Below are 17,214 nucleotides of genomic sequence, written 5' to 3'. Positions count from 1 at the left end.
GCAGCGAAACTGCCATGAACCGACCGCGTACCGTCATCCGCTTCATCAACGCCGCCCACATCATCGACCACATGTTCATGCTCATCTTCCCCGCCGCCGTGCTGGGCATGACCGCCACCTTCGAGCTGTCCTACGCCGAACTGATCGGCCTGTCCCTCGGCGGCTTCATCGCCTTCGGGGCCTGCTCGCTACCGGCTGGCTGGCTGGGGGATAAATGGAGCCGCCGGCACATGATGCTGGCGTTCTTCCTCGGCATCGGCGGCGCGGCGATCTTCACCGGGCTGAGCCGCAGCACGCCGATGCTGGTGCTGGGGCTGACGCTGATGGGCGTGTTCGCCGCCATCTACCACCCGGTGGGCACGGCGATGCTGGTGGCCCATGCGCAGAACCGTGGTCGCGAGATCGGCATCAACGGCATGTGGGGCAACCTGGGCGTGGCGTTCTCGGCGCTGGTCACGGGCTTTCTCACCGCTCATTTCGGCTGGCGCGCAGCGTTCATCCTGCCGGGCGCTTTGTCGGTGGCCATTGGCGTGTGGTTCGCCCTCTGCGTGCGGGACGAGGCGTCTCCCGTCGCAGCGGCCGGCACCCATCGGGCTGGCGGGGCGGGGCAGGTGTCGATGCGCCTGGTGTTCGGTGTGCTGGCGCTGGTGACGGCCACCGGCGGGGTGATCTTCAATGCCTCGACCATGACCTACCCGAAGCTGTTCCAGGAGCGCCTGGTGGACCTGTTCGCCTCGCCGGAAAGCCTCGGCATCATCGTCAGCATCGCCTATGCCTTCGGTGCTGTGGCGCAGTTGCTGATGGGCCGCGTGCTGGATCGCTACAGCCTGAAGCTGCCGTTCGTGGTGATGACCCTCTGCCAGGGGCCATTGCTGGTGGCCATGGCCTATGCCGATGGCTGGGCGGTGATCGCCCTGGGCGCCGCCTTCATGTTCGCGGTGTTCGGCCAGGTGACGGTGAACGATGCGATGGTGGCCAACTTCGTCGCGCCGCAGTGGCAGGCGCGGGTCTTCGCGCTGCGCTACTTCCTGTCCTTCGGCGCCAGTGCGGCGGCCATCCCGATGATCGCCTTCATCGAACCGCGCCATGGGCTGGTGGGGCTGTACCTGGTGCTGGCGGTGTTCGGTGCGCTGACCTTCGCGGCGGCGCTGGCCTTCCCGAGGACGCCGGCCCACGCGCCCAAGGCGGTGCCCGCCTGAGGCGCGCCCGGGTGGAATGAAAAGGGGCTCCCGGACGTTGGTCCGGGAGCCCCTTTTCATTGGCCGCGCGGGCGGGTTACAGCAGTTCCACCGCCACGGCAGTGGCTTCGCCGCCGCCGATGCACAGCGAGGCGACGCCGCGCTTGCCGCCCTTGTTACGCAGGGCGTTGATCAGGGTGAGGATGATGCGCGAGCCGGTGGAGCCCACCGGGTGGCCCTGGGCGCAGGCGCCGCCGTAGACGTTGACTTTGGCGTGGTCGAGGCCGTGTTCGCGCATGGCGAGCATGGTGACCATGGCGAAGGCTTCGTTGATCTCGAACAGGTCCACGTCGTCCTTGCTCCAGCCGGTCTTCCTGAACAGGTTGGTCATGGCGCCGATGGGGGCGAGGGTGAATTCACTCGGGTCCTGGCTCTGGGTGGCGTGGCCGACGATCTTCGCCAGCGGCTTGAGGCCGCGGCGCTGGGCTTGTTCAGCGGTCATCAGCACCAGGGCGCTGGCGCCGTCGGAGATGGAGCTGGCGTTGGCGGCGGTGATGGTGCCGTCCTTGCGGAAGGCCGGGCGCAGGGTCGGGATCTTGTCGAGGTTGGCGGTCAGCGGCTGCTCGTCGTCCTTCACCAGGGTCTCGCCCTTGCGGGTGGTGACGGTGACCGGGACGATCTCGGCGGCGAGGGCACCTTCGGCGATGGCGGCCTGGGCGCGCTTGAGGGACTCGATGGCGTAGGCGTCCATCTCCTCGCGGGTGATGTTGTACGTGTCGGCGGTCTCCTGGGCGAAGGAGCCCATCAGGCGACCGGTGCGGGCGTCTTCCAGGCCGTCGAGGAACATGTGGTCCTTGATCTCGCCGTGGCCCATGCGCAGGCCGGTGCGGGCCTTCTCCAGCACGTAGGGGGCGTTGGACATGCTCTCCATGCCGCCGGCGACCATGACGCTGTTGGTGCCGGCCTTGAGCAGGTCGTGGGCCAGCATCACGGCCTTCATGCCGGAGCCGCAGAGCTTGTTGATGGTGGTGCATCCGGTGGCGGCGGGCAGGCCGGCGTTCAGCGAGGCCTGGCGGGCCGGGCCCTGCTTGAGGCCGGCGGGCAGCACGCAACCCATGATCACTTCCTGCACGTCGGCGGCGTCGATACCGGCGCGGGCCATGGCTTCACGGATCGCCAGGGCGCCCAGGTCGACGGCGGATACGCCGGCGAGGCTGCCCTGGAAGCCGCCCATCGGAGTGCGGGCGCCGCTGACGATTACGATCTCAGACATCTTGTTCCTACCTCTTCGGGTGATGGGCCGAGACTGGCCGATGGGTCTGATTCTATCTCGTGACCGAAAGTGGCCAAAGGGTCACGTACAAATCATTCTTTTGACTGATTTATGCCTGGACGCAGCGCCCTAGAGTGCGGGGAAATCAATAACTACATCCTCGCGCGCAGGTGCATTTCCATGGTGCAGACCCGAGTCATCAAACCGGCCGACAACGCCTACCAATACCCCTTGCTGATCAAAGGCCTGCTGCTTTCCGGCAGCCGCTACGAGAAGACCCGGGAAATCGTCTACCGCGACCTGGTCCGCTACAGCTACGCGACCTTCAACGAGCGCGTCGCGCGGCTCGCCAACCTGCTCACCGAGGCGGGTGTGAAGGCGGGTGACACGGTGGCGGTGATGGACTGGGACAGCCACCGCTACCTGGAGTGCATGTTCGCCATCCCGATGATCGGCGCGGTGCTGCACACCATCAACATCCGCCTCTCGCCGGACCAGATCCTCTACACCATGAACCACGCCGAGGACCGCTTCGTGCTGGTCAACAGCGAGTTCGTGCCGATCTACAAGGCCATTGAGGGCCAGCTGACCACGGTCGAGAAGACCCTCCTGCTGACCGACGCGGCCGACAAGAGCGCCGACCTGCCGAACCTGGTGGGCGAGTACGAGACGCTGATGGCCGGGGCCTCCACCCGTTACGACTTCCCCGATTTCGACGAGAACTCCCTGGCCACCACCTTCTACACCACCGGCACCACCGGCAACCCGAAGGGCGTGTATTTCACCCACCGCCAACTGGTGCTGCACACCATGGCCATGGCCAGCATGATGGGCTCGGTGCACAGCCCGCGTCTGATGGCCAACGATGACGTCTACATGCCCATCACCCCGATGTTCCACGTGCACGCCTGGGGCGTGCCCTACGTGGCGACCATGCTGGGGGTGAAGCAGGTCTACCCCGGCCGCTACGACCCCGAGCTGCTGGTGGAGTTGTGGCGTCGCGAGAAGGTCACCTTCTCCCACTGCGTGCCGACCATCCTGCAGATGGTGATGAACGCCAAGGCCGCGCAGGGCGTGGACTTCGGTGGCTGGAAACTGATCATCGGCGGCAGTTCGCTGAACCGCTCGCTGTACGACGCGGCCAAGGCACGCGGCATCCACCTGACGGCCGCCTACGGCATGTCCGAGACCTGCCCGATGATCTCCTGCGCGCACATGAACGACGAGTTGCTGGCCGGCAGCGAGGATGAGCGCACCACCTACCGCATCAAGGCCGGCGTACCGGTACCGCTGGTGGACGCCGCGATCATCGACGCCGAGGGCGCCTTCCTGCCCGCCGACGGCGAATCCCAGGGCGAGCTGGTGCTGCGTGCGCCCTGGCTGACCCAGGGCTATTTCCGCGAGCCGGAGAAGAGCCTGGAACTATGGGAAGGCGGCTGGCTGCACACCGGCGATGTCGCCACCATCGACGGCATGGGGTTCATCGACATCCGCGATCGCATCAAGGACGTGATCAAGACCGGCGGCGAGTGGATCTCCTCCCTGGAGCTGGAGGACCTGGTCAGCCGGCACCCGGCGGTGCGCGAAGTGGCGGTGGTCGGCGTGCCCGATCCGCAGTGGGGCGAACGCCCCTTCGCCCTGTTGGTGCTGCGTGAAGGCCAGACCCTGGACGCCAAGGCACTCAAGGAGCACCTCAAGCCTTTCGTAGAGCAAGGTCACATCAATAAGTGGGCCATTCCCAGCCAGATCGCCGTTGTTACTGAAATTCCCAAGACCAGCGTCGGCAAACTGGACAAGAAACGCATCCGCGTCGATATCGCTCAGTGGCAGGCCACGGGCAGTACCTTCCTCTCCGCTCTTTGAGCCGCTGTAGGCCGGGTCCTACAAGGCCCGGCCTGTCTACCAAGCAAACGCTTGGCTTGTTTATTGCTGGCTCCGCGCCAGCTCACCCCGGCTTTACCAATCGCCAGATCGGGCTAGTCTGCAAACCTGCGGGCCAGAGTGCTCGCCGGACTGCAAATCACACTTTAGAGGGATCAAGCACTACTACCTCCTGGCTATAGTCCGCACCAATCCATAACAAAAAAACACACATGGAGTAGCGTCGATGACAACAAGAAAACCGTTCTGGCGCCTGGCCCGACTGCCAATGGCCGTCAGCCTCGCATCCACTCTCGCCGCCCCGGCATTCGGCGTAACGTTCAATATCGGCGAGATCGAGGGGCAGTTCGATTCCTCGTTGTCCGTCGGTGCAAGTTGGTCCATGCGCGGCGCGGATGCGGATCTGATAGGCAAGAACAATGGTGGTCAGGGGTTGTCGCAGACCTCCGATGATTCCCACCTGAACTTCAAGAAAGGCGAGACCTTCTCGAAGATCTTCAAGGGCATCCACGACCTCGAGCTGAAATACGGCGACACCGGTGTCTTCGTCCGTGGCAAGTACTGGTATGACTTCGAGCTGAAGGACGAGAGCCGCCTGTTCAAGGACATCGACGATCACAACCGCAAGGAGGCCGCCCAGTCGTCCGGCGCTCAGATCCTCGACGCCTTCATCTACCACAACTACGACATCGCAGATAAACCGGGCTCTGTGCGCCTGGGCAAGCAGGTCGTAAGTTGGGGTGAGAGCACCTTCATCCAGGGCGGGATCAACTCGATCAACCCGATCGACGTCTCCGCCTTCCGCCGTCCCGGCGCCGAAGTGAAGGAAGGCCTGATCCCGGTCAACATGTTCTACGTCTCGCAGAGCCTGACCGACAACCTTTCCGCAGAAGCCTTCTATCAATTGGAGTGGGATCAGACCGTCACCGATAACTGCGGCACCTTCTTCGCCCAGCCGGATATCGTTGCCGACGGCTGCAACGGTAACCTTGCGGTTCTGACCCCGCCCAGCGCCTTACAACTTGCCACCATCAATGGCGGTATCGCGGGCCTGCCGGCATTCTTGGGCGTTTCGCCCGTCACCGCCACCAGCGAAGGCGTGATCGTTCCTCGCAGCGGGGACCGCGATGCTCGTGATGGCGGCCAGTGGGGGACCGCGCTGCGTTACTTCTCTGAAGAACTGGACACCGAGTTCGGTGCCTATTTCATGAACTACCACAGCCGTGCGCCGATCTTCAGCGCTACAGCCGCCGGCAGTGGTGTCTATACCGCCGCTCCAGGTTTTGGCGCTGCCGCTCCCCTGGTCGTGGCCGCCAACTCCAAGTATTTCATCGAATACCCCGAAGACATTCGCCTCTATGGCTTGAGCTTCTCCACCACACTGCCCACCGGCACGGCCTGGTCGGGCGAGGTCAGCTATCGTCCGAATGCCCCAGTGCAGATCAACTCCACCGACGTTCTGTACGGCGGCGTCAAGCTGCTGGGTGGTGCCTACGCGAACGCTTCGCTGCTCAACGGCCGCCCTGGCCAGGATTTGCATGGTTATAACCGCAAGGAAATCACCCAATTCCAGACGACCTTCACTCATTTCTTCGATCAGGTGATGGGTGCTGAGCGTCTGACTTTGGTCGGTGAAGTGGGCTTCACCCACGTAGGTGGGCTGGAAAGCACCAGCAAGGTTCGCTACGGCCGTGACCCGATCTATGGTCCTGGTCCGCTGCCGCCGACCGCTGCACTGGGTGGGAACACTTGCGCAGCGCTTAACGGTGCCGGGGAGAACCAGCGCAAGTACTGCGAAGACGACGGCTTCGTGACCAGCAACTCCTGGGGTTATCGTGCTCGCGCAATCTGGGACTACAACGACGCCTTCGCCGGTGTGAACCTCAAGCCGAACATCGCCTGGTCGCACGACGTCAATGGCTACGGCCCCAACGGCACCTTCACCGAGGGCGCCAAGGCCATCAGCCTGGGTCTGGACGCCGAGTACCAGAACACCTACACCGCCAGCCTGTCCTATACCGACTTCTTCGGTGGCGACTACAACACCCTGATCGATCGCGACTTCCTCGCGCTCAGCTTTGGCGTGAACTTCTAAGCGGCCCGGAATTAAGGAATCACCTATGAAAACAACAAAGAACCTGCTGCAAACCGGTGCGCTGGCGCTGTCCCTGCTGGCCACCGCCGTCATGGCGGCGGCCCCGGCCGACCAGGTGGCCAAGATCGGCACCACCCTGACCCCCCTGGGTGCCGAGAAGGCCGGCAATGCCGATGGCACCATCCCCGAGTGGACCGGCGGCCTGCCGCAGAACGCCGGCCCGGTGGACGACAAGGGCTTCGTTTCCGATCCCTTCGCCAGCGAGAAGCCGCTGTTCACCATCACCGCGCAGAACGTCGAGCAGTACAAGGACAAGCTGACCCCCGGCCAGTACGCGATGTTCAAGCGCTACCCGGAAACCTACAAGATGCCGGTGTTCACCACCCACCGTACGGCCACCGTACCGGCGGACGTGATCGCGGCGGCCAAGGAGAACGCGGCCAACACCAAGCTGGTGGAGGGTGGTAACGGCCTCGAGAACTTCAAGACCGCCAACCCCTTCCCGATCCCGCAGAACGGCCTGGAAGCGATCTGGAACCACATCACCCGCTACCGCGGCGGCAGCGTGCGTCGCCTGGTGACCCAGGCGACCCCGCAGCCGAACGGCTCCTACAGCCTGGTGTACTTCCAGGACGAGTTCACCTTCCGCGACAAGCTGAAGGACTACGACCCGAGCAAGCCGAGCAACGTGCTGTTCTACTTCAAGCAGCGCGTGACCGCTCCGTCGCGCCTGGCCGGTAACGTGCTGCTGGTGCACGAGACCCTCAACCAGGTGAAGGAGCCGCGCCTGGCGTGGCTGTACAACGCCGGCCAGCGTCGCGTCCGCCGCGCCCCGCAGGTGTCCTACGACGGCCCGGGTACCGCCGCCGACGGCCTGCGTACCTCCGACAACTTCGACATGTACAACGGTGCGCCGGACCGCTACGACTGGAAGCTGGAAGGCAAGAAGGAGATCTACATCCCCTACAACAGCTACCGCCTGGACTCGCCGAAGCTGAAGTACGCCGACATCATCAAGGCCGGTCACATCAACCAGGACCTGACCCGCTACGAGCTGCACCGCGTGTGGCACGTTGTCGCGACCCTGAAGGCCGGCGAGCGCCACATCTACGCCAAGCGTGACTTCTACATCGACGAAGACACCTGGCAAGCTGCCGCCATCGACCACTACGACGGCCGTGGCACCCTGTGGCGCGTAGCCGAGGCCCACTCGGAGTTCTACTACGACAAGCAGGTGCCTTGGTACGCCGTGGAAACCCTGTACGACCTGCTGTCCGGTCGCTACCTGGCCCTGGGCATGAAGAACGAGGAGAAACAGTCCTACGACTTCAACTACAGCGCTTCGGAAAGCGATTACACCCCGGCGGCCCTGCGTCAGGCTGGCGTGCGTTGATCCTGTAATACCGCGTAAACAAGCCGGCCTTCGGGCCGGCTTTTTCTTGTCTGTACTTTCCCAAGGGACTACAAATGGGCGGACCGAAAGGCTAGGCTGCCTCAGCGCTCACGCCCCCGCGGCATAACCATTCCTAGAAGCCGGGTTGATGACCGATCTATCCAGTTCGCGTTCCTTCGCGCCCGCTGCCGTCCCGGTAGCCGGCGAACGCTTTTTCCGTCCCCCGCTGCCGGCCGGGCACCTTTCGCGCCCGCGCCTGTGCGATCGCCTGGCCGCCGGCCTGGGGGGGCGCCTGCTGCTGGTGAGCGCGCCCGCGGGGTTCGGCAAGAGCTCGCTCGCCATCGAGTTCTGCGAGGGCCTGCCGGATGGCTGGCAGGCGCTCTGGCTGGGGTTGGGGCGACGCGACATCGACCCCGGGCGCTTCCTCGAGCGGCTGCTCGACGGCTTGCGCCAGTTCTTCCCGGGCATGGGCGAGGAGGCCATGGGCCTGCTGAAGATGCGCCAGCGCCACCAGCCCTTCGCCTTCGAGGAATGGCTCGACGGCCTGCTCGACGAGCTCGGCCAGCGCCTGGATCGCCGGCAACCGCTGCTGCTGGTGCTCGACGACTACCACCTGGCCCAGGGCGCGGTGCTCGACCGTTGCCTGCAATTCTTCCTCAACCACCTGCCCGAGGGCCTGGTGCTGCTGGTCACCAGCCGCCAGCGTCCCGACTGGCACCTGGCGCGCCTGCGCCTGTCGCGGCAACTGGTGGAACTCAACGAACACGACCTGCGCCTGACTGACGCCGAGAGCACCGCGTTGCTCCAGGCCCAGGGCGCCCGCCTGGATGGTGCGCACCTGGAGAACCTGTTGCAGCGCAGCGAGGGCTGGGCCGCCGGCCTGCGCCTGTGGCTGCTGGCGAGCCAGGACGAGGGCGACACCCATGCCCTGGCGCGCGGCCCCCACGGTGACGAGGGGCTGATCCGCGAATACCTGCTGGAAGAGGTGATCGACCGGCAGAGTGCCGAGGTGCAGGCCTTCCTCTATGAGACCGCCTGCCTCGACCGCTTCTGCGCCGAGCTGTGCGACGCGGTGCGCGACGGGCACGGCAGCGCCGGCATCCTCCAGCACCTGCAGGCCCACCAGGTGTTCCTGGTGCCGCTGGACGAGCACGGCCACTGGTTCCGCTACCACCACCTGTTTTCAGACCTGCTGCGGGCCCGCCCGGCCCACGCCGCGACCATTCCCCTGGCCAGCCTGCACCTGCGTGCCTGCCGCTGGTTCAGCGCGCAGGGCCTGCTGGACGAAGCCATCGAGCAGGCCCTGCGCGCCGGCCAGCCGGACGTTGCCGCCAGCCTGGTGCAGAACCTCTCCGAGGAGCAGCTGCTGGCCGAGCAGAACATCGCCATGCTGCTGCGCTGGAAGATGGACCTGCCCGACAGCCTGCTGGTCAGCACGCCGCGCCTGATCATGCTCTACAGCATGGCCCTGGCCCTGGCCTGCCAGCTGGACGCCGCCGAGGAGCTGGGTGCCCAGCTCGCGCGCTTCCTGCCGGCGCCCAACGCCCAGACGCAGCAGGGCCTGATCGCCCAGTGGCTGGCCCTGAGCGGCGTCATCGCCCGGGGCCGTGGCGACATCGTCCTCGCCGAGCGGCATTGCGCCGAGGCGCTCACCGCCCTGTCCCAGGAGCGCTACGGCCAGCGCCTGCTGTGCCTGTCCACCCTCGCCAACATCGCCGTCGCCCGGGGTGACCTGTGGCGCGCCCGTGGCCTCAATCGCGAGGCGCTGGAGCTGGCGCAGCGCATCGGCAACCCGCTGTTCGAGGCCCTGGCCCACTACGACCGTGCTCGGGTGCTGCAGGCCCGTGGCGAGATTCTTCGCGCGCTGGAGGAAGTGCACCAGGGCCAGGAGCGCCTGCGTGGCCTACCGTCCCAGCGCTTCTACGCCGCCCGTGCGCGGCTGATGATCTACGAGGGCTACCTGCTCTGCGTACGCCTGCAACCCCAGGCCGCGCGCAGCCGCCTGCTGGCCGGGATCGCCGAGGCGCGTGCCTGCCGCGACATCAGCCTGCTGATCGGCTACAGCGTGCTGGCCAGCCTGGAGGGCCGTGAAGGGCGCCTGTCGGCAGCCTTCGCCCTGCTCGCCGAGGCGGAGCGGCTTATGCACATCTGGGACGTGCCACCGGTGTACTACCTGGCGATGGTCACCCTGGTGAAGTGCGAGCTCTGGCTGGTGCAGGGGCAGGTGGAGCTCGCCTCGGCCTGGCTTTCGCGCCTGGCGGAAACCTACAGCGGCGAGCAGGCCGCCGCGGCCCCCGAATTCCATCCGCAGCTGCCGCTGCACATCCAATTGCAGCAGGCCGCCCTGGCCCGGATCGAAGGGCGCAGCGGCGAGGCCGAACGGCGTCTGCGTGCGTTGGTGCAGCGGGCCAAGGAAAGTGGCGGCGCGCTCATGGCACAGGTGGCGCAATTGCACCTGGCGCAATTGCTGCGTGTCGGAGGGCGCGACAAGGACGCCCTCGCATTGCTGGGCAGTGCCCTGGAGTCGCTGCCCGGTGGCGCCTTGCTGCCCTTCCATGAGCTGTTGTCGCACCAGGGGCCCTGGCTGCGCGAGCAACTGCTGGTGCGCTCGGCCCCTGAGGCCGCGGCATTGCTGGCGTTGTTGCCGGAAGCGCAGGCGCCGGCTGCCAGCGAGGCGCCACTGGCCGGCGGTGATGCGTTGAGCACCCGTGAGCTGGCGGTGCTGCAACTGATCGCCCAGGGCTGTTCCAACCAGGAGATCAGCGAGCGGCTGTTCATCTCCCTGCACACGGTCAAGACCCACGCACGCCACATCAACGGCAAGCTCGGGGTGGAGCGGCGCACCCAGGCGGTGGCACGGGCCAAGGCCCTCGGCCTGTTGCGCTGAACCGCTACTGCAGCGGCGCCGGCGCGGAGAGATCCAGGGCCGGCTTCGGCTTGCCGGCCGGCACGGGTTTGGCCAACTGCTGCTCGACGTCCTGCTGGATGGCAGCCAGAACCGGCAGCAGGTCGGCCATGCTGCTGCGCACCTCCGCATAGGGGTGCTTTTCCGCCAGCTCACCCACGCGCGCCATCAGTTGCGCGCGCACATCGCTGCGCAGGTGGATGAACAGCTCCGGCATCTGCTTGCCCAGCTCGGCGGCATAGAGCACCAGGTCCTCGCGGTTGAACTGCCTGGTCAGCCCCAGGTAGTCCAGCGCGCTGGACGTCAGCATCGCCGCCGCCTCCTTGGTTTCCTGCAGGCCCTGCAGGCGCACCGGCTTGCTCTGCTCGCTCTCCGACAGGGTCATCCAGAACTCCACCGTGAGGGTGAAGAGGATGGCCTGCTGGCGCATCGAATAGCTCATCAGCCCCAGCGCCTCGGCGCCGTAGGGTTGCTGCGCGGCCTTGAAGTCGAAGTACAGGCGCATCAGCTCCTTGAGCCGGAACAGCACCTCGCGCGCCTCGTTCTGGCGCAGCTCCAGGGGCGCGTAGATGTTCAGCTGCGGCTTGAAGTTCTCCTCGCTGACCATGCGCGTGTAGATGGGCCCCGTGAATTCGCCGCTGCGCCGGGGCAGGGCGTTGACCTGGGTGCGGTCGACCTTGTCCAGGGCTTCGATCAGTTGCTGGTAGTCGTGGCTGCTCCAGGGGCGCTGGATGTCGGGAATCTTCTGCCCCAGGTAAAACAGCTCGGCGGCCGACGCGGGCAGCGCCAGGACCAGCAAAAGGATGGCCAGCGGCCACGGCAGGCGGCGTGATAGCTTCATCGGCACGGAAGATTCCAGCGGGAAGGGGCGCGCCAAGAGTAACGGGGCCGTGGCGTGCCGTCACCCGCGCCTTGGTTGGGGTGAGGGTGATGGACGAGAGCGAGCGCGGGGCGATCTTCGCGGTGTTCGAGGACCTCGGCGGCTATGGCGCCGTGGCGCGCCAGCAGGCCGAGGCGGAAGGCCCGCTGGTGGGGCACCTGCTGCGCACCAATATCCAGTTGGCGGCCATCCCGGTGTTCGCCCGCAAGGGCATCGGCGAGACCACGGTGAGCGACCTGCTGGAAGCCGCGCAGGTATCGCGGCGCACCTTCTACAAGCATTTCTCCAACAAGATGGATGTGCTGGAAAGCATCTACCAGACCGCCGTGGTGCTGCTGCTCAACCGCTTCCGCGGCATGCGCGCCGCCGCTGGCAGCGACGAGGCCTGGCTGCGCGACATGGTGCGCTGCTTCTTCGACTACCACCTGGCCGTGGGGCCGATCATCCGCCTCATGCAGGAAGAGGCCATGCGCACCGACTCGCCCCTGGCCGCCCACCGCCAGCGCGCTCACCTGGAAATGGCCGCGCTGCTCGCCGAACGCCTCCAGGCCACCGGCCAGGTGGTGGACCCGCTGACCTTCCGCGCACTGATCTGGGCCCTGGAGGCCGCTTCCATGGACCTGCTCGGCGGTGCCGCCAGCCGCCAGCGCATCGAACACGCCCGCACGGTGCTGGGCGACCTCCTGATCGCCGCCCTGCATCCACGCTCTACCTAGGTTGGGGCGCGGGGCGCGCGACCCCGTGATCTGATAAGGCCCTCGACAATAACAATCACGAGGTGCCCGCATGTCCGCTACCAGCCTGCCGATGTCGCCACCGCTCGCGGTCGGGTTCTCCCGCCTGGGCTTCGGCTCCCTGCCCCTGGATCGCCTGAAGGCGCGCTACGCCAGCCCCGACAGCGGCTCGCGCTTCATCGAGCTGGACGGCTTCAACGTCCACTACCGCGACGAAGGCAGCCGCGACAAGCCGGTGCTGGTGATGATCCATGGCGTGGTCGCGTCCCTGCACACCTGGGACGGCTGGGTGCAGGCCTTCGCCCCGCACTACCGCATCATCCGCTTCGACGTGCCCGGCTTCGGCCTCACCGGTCCCAAGCGCAATGGCGATTATTCCGGCGAGCGGATGATCCGCATCTTCGGCCTGCTGCTGGACCACCTGCGCATCGACAAGGCCTCCATCGCCGGCAACTCCCTGGGCGGCTACATCGCCTGGAACTTCGCCCTGGCACAGCCTTCGCGGGTGGAAAAACTGGTGCTGATCGACCCGGCCGGCTACCAGATGCGCAAGGTGCCCTGGATGATCGCCTCCGCCGCGCTGCCCGGTTCCACCGTGGCCATGCCGATGTGGATGCCGCGCGCGCTGATCGCCCAGGGCATCAAGGAAGTCTATGGCGAGCCCGGGCGGATCAAGCCCGGCGTCGTCGATCGCTACTACGACCTGAGCCGCCGCCCGGGCAACCGCCGCGCGATGATGGAAATCTTCCGCGTGCTGCTGAAGGTGAACAAGGACGAACTGGAAGGCACCGGCCAGCGCGTCGCCGCGATCAAGGCGCCGACCCTGCTGATGTGGGGCGAGCGCGACCGCTGGATCTCGCCCAAGCATGTACCGCTGTGGCAGCGCGACCTGCCGGGCATCCAGGTGCGTACCTACCCCGGCGTCGGGCACATCCCCATGGAGGAGATCCCCGAGCAGACGGCCGCGGATGCGCTGCGCTTCCTGCAGGGTTGACGCCCGCTAGCGAAGGCTCTACCGAGCGCTGCTCCCGGCTGTGGATAACTTCCCGGTGAGCAGCGTTTTTGCGTGGGCGCAGAATCGCAGGATGGTGTGGGGTGGGCGGGGTGGGCGTAGGGTGGGCTTCAGCCCACCGCTCTCTCTGCTCCAACGTCTTCGCCAGGTTCTGGATGAATGTGCGCTCCACCTTCCCGGTGCGCGCAGCACACCCTACGACGGGGCTTCGAGCTTTTTGTAGGCACGGCCTACCCGTAGGAGCGAGCTCTGCTCGCGAAGCCCTTCCACCTCCAAAGCGAAAACGGCCCCGAAGGGCCGTAGCGTTAACACCGAGGAATCACGCCGCCGCAGGCACGCCGTCGAATTCCTCGCGGGTCTTGTGCAGCAGTTCGAGGTTGTCGTGCTGCCAGGGGTGGAAGCCTTTCTTGAAGAAGTCCATGTACGCCGGGATCAACTGGCGGAACATGCCGTTCTTGCCCCACATCCAGCTCAGGCCATCGCGCCAGACGCGCCAGTTCCACAGCAGGCCGTCGCGCTTGAGCATGTGGATGAGGCCGCGGTGGGTGTCGAGCATGAAGAAGAAGGTGCCCATGATCATCGCCCGGCGCAGCAGCGTGCGGCTGCCGCAGACCTGGTTGTAGACGTCGAAGGCCACCGCCTTGTGCTCGGTTTCCTCCAGCGCGTGCCAGCGCCACAGGCGGGCCAGGGTCGGGTGGGCGCCGGCGATGTGCTCGGGGTTCTTCAGCAGGCCGTCGGCCATGATCGCGGTGATGTGCTCCAGGGCGGCGGTGGCGGCCAGCTGGCGGCGCTTGGAGAACTTCTTCTGGGTGTAGCGGATGCGCGCCTGGGCGCGGCGCTCGATGCGGCCGATGTCGTAGCCGAGGTCGCGCAGGCGGTTGCTGTATTCCAGGTGCTCGCGGCTGTGGTGGCCTTCCTGGCCGATGAAGCCGCGGATCTGCTCCTTGAGCACCGGGTCGGTGATCTCCTCGCGGAAGTTGCGCACCGAGTCGATGAAGAAGCGTTCGCCATCGGGGAAAAGCACCGACATGGCGTCGAACAGGTGGGTCTTGAAGGCATTGCCACTGTGCCAGTGGCGCGGTAGCGGATTGGGTAGGTCGAAATCCATGTGTCGCGGTCGGATTACCAATCCTTCTGGGGTCGTGCTGGTCATGGGGACTCCCTGAGTCTATGCAGAAACCACGCTCCAACTTTGGCTTGCCGGGTTTTGTCGGACAAGGTTATCTTCTGCCAATCATCGGGTCATATCTGGCCACGGCCGACAACAAGAATACTCATGAAGCAACCGCTGACCTTCTCTGCCGAACTGGTGCCCGTCGCCTATGCCGAGGCGCTGCTGGCCCTCGCCGAAGAGCTGGGCGTCGCCCGCGAAACCCTGCTCGCCCAGGCCCGGGTGCGGGCGGAAATCCTCCAGAGCCCCAATGGCCGCCTGTCCTTCATCGACTTCAACCTCCTGGCCAGCGCGGCCCTGATGCTGTGCAACGAGCCGGCGTTGGGACTGGTGCTCGGCCAGCGGCTGAACGTCTCCACCCATGGCATCCTCGGCTACGCGGTGCTCTCCAGTGCCAATCTGGGGCGTGCGCTGCAGTTCGCCATGAAGTACTACCGGGTGCTGGGGCTGGCCTATGAGCTGGAGCTGGTAGAGCAGGGCGAGGACCTGCAGATGCGTGCCGTCGAATCCTTCCCCATGGGCCCCCTCGGGCGTTTCGCCGGGGAGGGGCTGATGACCAGCTTCTGCACCATCGCCCGCTTTCTCCTGGGCGAGGAGCTGCGTGGCCTGCGTGTGGGTTTCGCGCACCCGGCTCCGACCCACGCGGCGCGCTACGCCGAGGTGTTCGGCGCCCCGGTGGAGTTCGAGCAGCCCTACCACTGGATGACCCTGCCCAAGCACTACCTAGACCGCCCCATGGCCCTGGCCAACCCGGCGACGGTGCAGATGTGCGAGCAGCAATGCGAGGCGCTGCTGGCCACCCTCGACGTGCAGGACGCCCTGCTCACCCGCGTACGCCGCCTGCTGCTGGCCCGCCCCGGCGACTTCCCCGACCTCGACAGCGCCGCGCGCTCGCTGCACACCAGCGGGCGCAGCCTGCGCCGCCACCTGGCGTCAATGGGCACCAGCTACCAGCAGGTGCAGGACGAGGTGCGCAAGGGCCTGGCCCTGCAGTACCTCACCACCACCCACCTGCCGCTGTTCGAGATCGCCAGCCTGCTGGGCTTCAGCGACCCCTCCAACTTCCGCCGCGCCTTCAAGAAATGGACGGGCAAGCTGCCCAGCGATTATCGTGCTGACCCCTGATCCGACCGACCCGCACAGAGGCCGGCGACCTGGCCTGGAGGACCGGCAATGACCGCAGCGCAACCCACCCTGATCCGCGAGACCTTCCCCGTCGGCCCGTTGCAGTGCAACTGCACGCTGATCGGCGACCCCATCAGCAAGAAGGCCATCGTGGTCGACCCGGGCGGCAACCACGAGCAGATCATCGCGCGGCTGGAGGCCCACGGCCTGAAACTGGTCAGCATCATCCACACCCACGCGCACCTGGATCACTTCCTCGCCTCCGGCGAGCTGAAGAAGGCCACCGGCGCCACCCTGCACCTGCACAAGGACGACCAGTTCCTCTGGGACAGCCTGGAGATGCAGTGCCGCATGTTCGGCGTGCCCTACAAGCCGGTGCCGGCGCCCGACCAGTGGCTGGCCGACGACGAGGAACTGGCCTGCGGCTGCGGCGTGGCCCTGCACACCCCTGGGCACACGCCCGGCTCGATGAGCTTCTGGTTCCCCGAGGCGCGCCTGCTGATCGCCGGCGACACCCTGTTCCGCCGTGGCATCGGCCGCACCGACCTGTGGGGCGGCGACTACGCCACCATCGAACGTTCCATCCGCCAGCGCCTGTACAGCCTGGACGAGGAGGCCACGGTGGTCACCGGCCATGGACCCGATACCCGCCTGGGCGACGAGATGCGCGAAAACCCGTTTATCCGTGCCTGAGGCCACGGAATTTCCAGAATGGGCCATGCTCTAATCGTCGTCAGTCCACCGGGACTGACGAGCATTCAGGAGTAGAAAGTCCATGTTCACCACGCGTCGCCTGATCATCGCCGCTACCGCCGTCGCCTTGCTGTCAGGCTGTGCTTCGCAGAACCCCTATGAAAACCAGGGCCCGCGCCAGGGCGTGAGCAAGACCGCCACCTATGGCGGCCTGGGCGCGGTCGCCGGTGCCATCGCCGGCGCCGCCATCAACCACGACAACCGTGGCAAGGGCGCACTGATCGGTGCGGCCGTGGCCGGCGCCGCCGGTGCGGGCTACGGCTACTACGCCGACAAGCAGGAAGCGGAGCTGCGTCGCAGCATGGAGGGCACCGGCGTGCAGGTGCAGCGCCAGGGCGACACCATCAACCTGGTGATGCCCGGCAACATCACCTTCGCCACCAACTCGGCGGACATCGCCAGCAACTTCTATACCCCGCTGAACAACCTGGCCAACTCCTTCAAGCAGTACGACCAGAACAACATCGAGATCGTCGGCCACACCGACAGCACCGGCAGCCACCAGTACAACGTCAACCTCTCGCAGTTGCGGGCGCAGAGCGTGGCCAACTACCTGATGGCCCAGGGCGTCAACGGTGCGCGCCTGAGCTCGCGCGGCATGGGGCCGGACCAGCCGGTGGCGAGCAACGCCACCGAGGCCGGCCGTTCGCAGAACCGCCGCGTGGAGATCAAGCTGACCCCGCTGCCCAACGCCCAGGTGCCCCAGCAACAGGGCTACTGACCCCATCGCTCGCGTAAAGGGCCCCCGTTCGGGGGCCTTGTCGTTTCATGCCGTCCGTCGTCTCTCTGCTGGCGCAAGGCCATGCTGCAGATT

The 17,214-nt window shown here is 66.2% G+C and carries 13 protein-coding genes; 10 read left to right on the top strand and 3 right to left on the bottom strand.

Going from position 1 to position 17,214, the window contains the following annotated elements; translation table 11 throughout:
• The first annotated feature begins 14 nt into the window (after positions 1-14).
• On the top strand, positions 15-1,199 hold the full coding sequence (locus WFQ67_RS14695) for an MFS transporter (protein WP_337057309.1): 1,185 nt from the start codon (positions 15-17) through the stop codon (positions 1,197-1,199).
• A 76-nt stretch (positions 1,200-1,275) separates the two neighbouring features.
• On the opposite strand, the gene WFQ67_RS14690 is transcribed toward WFQ67_RS14695, so the two are convergent.
• A complete protein-coding gene (locus WFQ67_RS14690) occupies positions 1,276-2,451 on the bottom strand; it encodes an acetyl-CoA C-acyltransferase (protein WP_337057308.1) in 1,176 nt (391 codons plus the stop codon).
• 180 nt (positions 2,452-2,631) lie between these two features.
• Between WFQ67_RS14690 and WFQ67_RS14685 the strand changes: the two genes are divergently transcribed.
• The 4 genes from WFQ67_RS14685 to WFQ67_RS14670 all read left to right on the top strand — a co-directional run bounded on the left by WFQ67_RS14685 (position 2,632) and on the right by WFQ67_RS14670 (position 10,707).
• Positions 2,632-4,314 carry a fatty acid--CoA ligase gene (locus WFQ67_RS14685; protein ID WP_337057307.1) on the top strand — a complete coding sequence of 561 codons (1,683 nt, stop codon included), beginning with the start codon at positions 2,632-2,634 and terminating at the stop codon, positions 4,312-4,314.
• A gap of 244 nt (positions 4,315-4,558) precedes the next feature.
• Positions 4,559-6,427 (top strand): DUF1302 domain-containing protein, encoded by a 1,869-nt coding sequence (locus WFQ67_RS14680; RefSeq protein WP_337057305.1) that lies wholly within the window; start codon positions 4,559-4,561, stop codon positions 6,425-6,427.
• Positions 6,428-6,452: 25 nt separating this feature from the next.
• Entirely contained in the window at positions 6,453-7,820 is a 1,368-nt protein-coding gene (locus WFQ67_RS14675; RefSeq protein WP_213626226.1) for a DUF1329 domain-containing protein, read from the top strand.
• 148 nt (positions 7,821-7,968) lie between these two features.
• Positions 7,969-10,707, top strand: coding sequence for a LuxR C-terminal-related transcriptional regulator (locus WFQ67_RS14670; RefSeq protein WP_337057304.1), 2,739 nt, complete (start codon positions 7,969-7,971; stop codon positions 10,705-10,707).
• 4 nt (positions 10,708-10,711) lie between these two features.
• Here the strand turns inward: WFQ67_RS14670 and WFQ67_RS14665 are convergent, their stop codons facing one another.
• Positions 10,712-11,566 (bottom strand): hypothetical protein, encoded by an 855-nt coding sequence (locus WFQ67_RS14665; RefSeq protein ID WP_442969591.1) that lies wholly within the window; start codon positions 11,564-11,566, stop codon positions 10,712-10,714.
• 89 nt (positions 11,567-11,655) lie between these two features.
• On the opposite strand from WFQ67_RS14665, the gene WFQ67_RS14660 reads away from it, so the two are divergent.
• Both WFQ67_RS14660 and WFQ67_RS14655 read left to right on the top strand, forming a co-directional pair.
• Positions 11,656-12,321, top strand: coding sequence for a TetR/AcrR family transcriptional regulator (locus WFQ67_RS14660; RefSeq protein ID WP_337057303.1), 666 nt, complete (start codon positions 11,656-11,658; stop codon positions 12,319-12,321).
• Between the two features lie 70 nt (positions 12,322-12,391).
• Positions 12,392-13,333 (top strand): alpha/beta fold hydrolase, encoded by a 942-nt coding sequence (locus WFQ67_RS14655; protein ID WP_213626222.1) that lies wholly within the window; start codon positions 12,392-12,394, stop codon positions 13,331-13,333.
• A gap of 337 nt (positions 13,334-13,670) precedes the next feature.
• On the opposite strand, the gene WFQ67_RS14650 is transcribed toward WFQ67_RS14655, so the two are convergent.
• On the bottom strand, positions 13,671-14,504 hold the full coding sequence (locus tag WFQ67_RS14650; RefSeq protein WP_043239880.1) for a metal-dependent hydrolase: 834 nt from the start codon (positions 14,502-14,504) through the stop codon (positions 13,671-13,673).
• A gap of 123 nt (positions 14,505-14,627) precedes the next feature.
• Here WFQ67_RS14650 and WFQ67_RS14645 point away from each other — a divergent pair, with 123 nt between their 5' ends.
• From WFQ67_RS14645 to WFQ67_RS14635, 3 genes are all read left to right on the top strand, one after another.
• The gene (locus tag WFQ67_RS14645; protein WP_337057300.1) at positions 14,628-15,647 is read left to right on the top strand and encodes an AraC family transcriptional regulator; all 1,020 of its coding nucleotides are present in this window, start codon (positions 14,628-14,630) and stop codon (positions 15,645-15,647) included.
• Between the two features lie 48 nt (positions 15,648-15,695).
• Positions 15,696-16,340 carry an MBL fold metallo-hydrolase gene (locus tag WFQ67_RS14640; protein ID WP_213626220.1) on the top strand — a complete coding sequence of 215 codons (645 nt, stop codon included), beginning with the start codon at positions 15,696-15,698 and terminating at the stop codon, positions 16,338-16,340.
• An 82-nt stretch (positions 16,341-16,422) separates the two neighbouring features.
• Entirely contained in the window at positions 16,423-17,121 is a 699-nt protein-coding gene (locus WFQ67_RS14635) for an OmpA family protein (RefSeq protein WP_213626219.1), read from the top strand.
• Positions 17,122-17,214 lie beyond the last annotated feature (93 nt).

This window comes from Pseudomonas sp. USHLN015, from assembly GCF_037153275.1.
GTDB lineage: Bacteria > Pseudomonadota > Gammaproteobacteria > Pseudomonadales > Pseudomonadaceae > Metapseudomonas > Metapseudomonas tohonis.
This window is presented reverse-complemented; position numbering and strand designations above follow the sequence as displayed.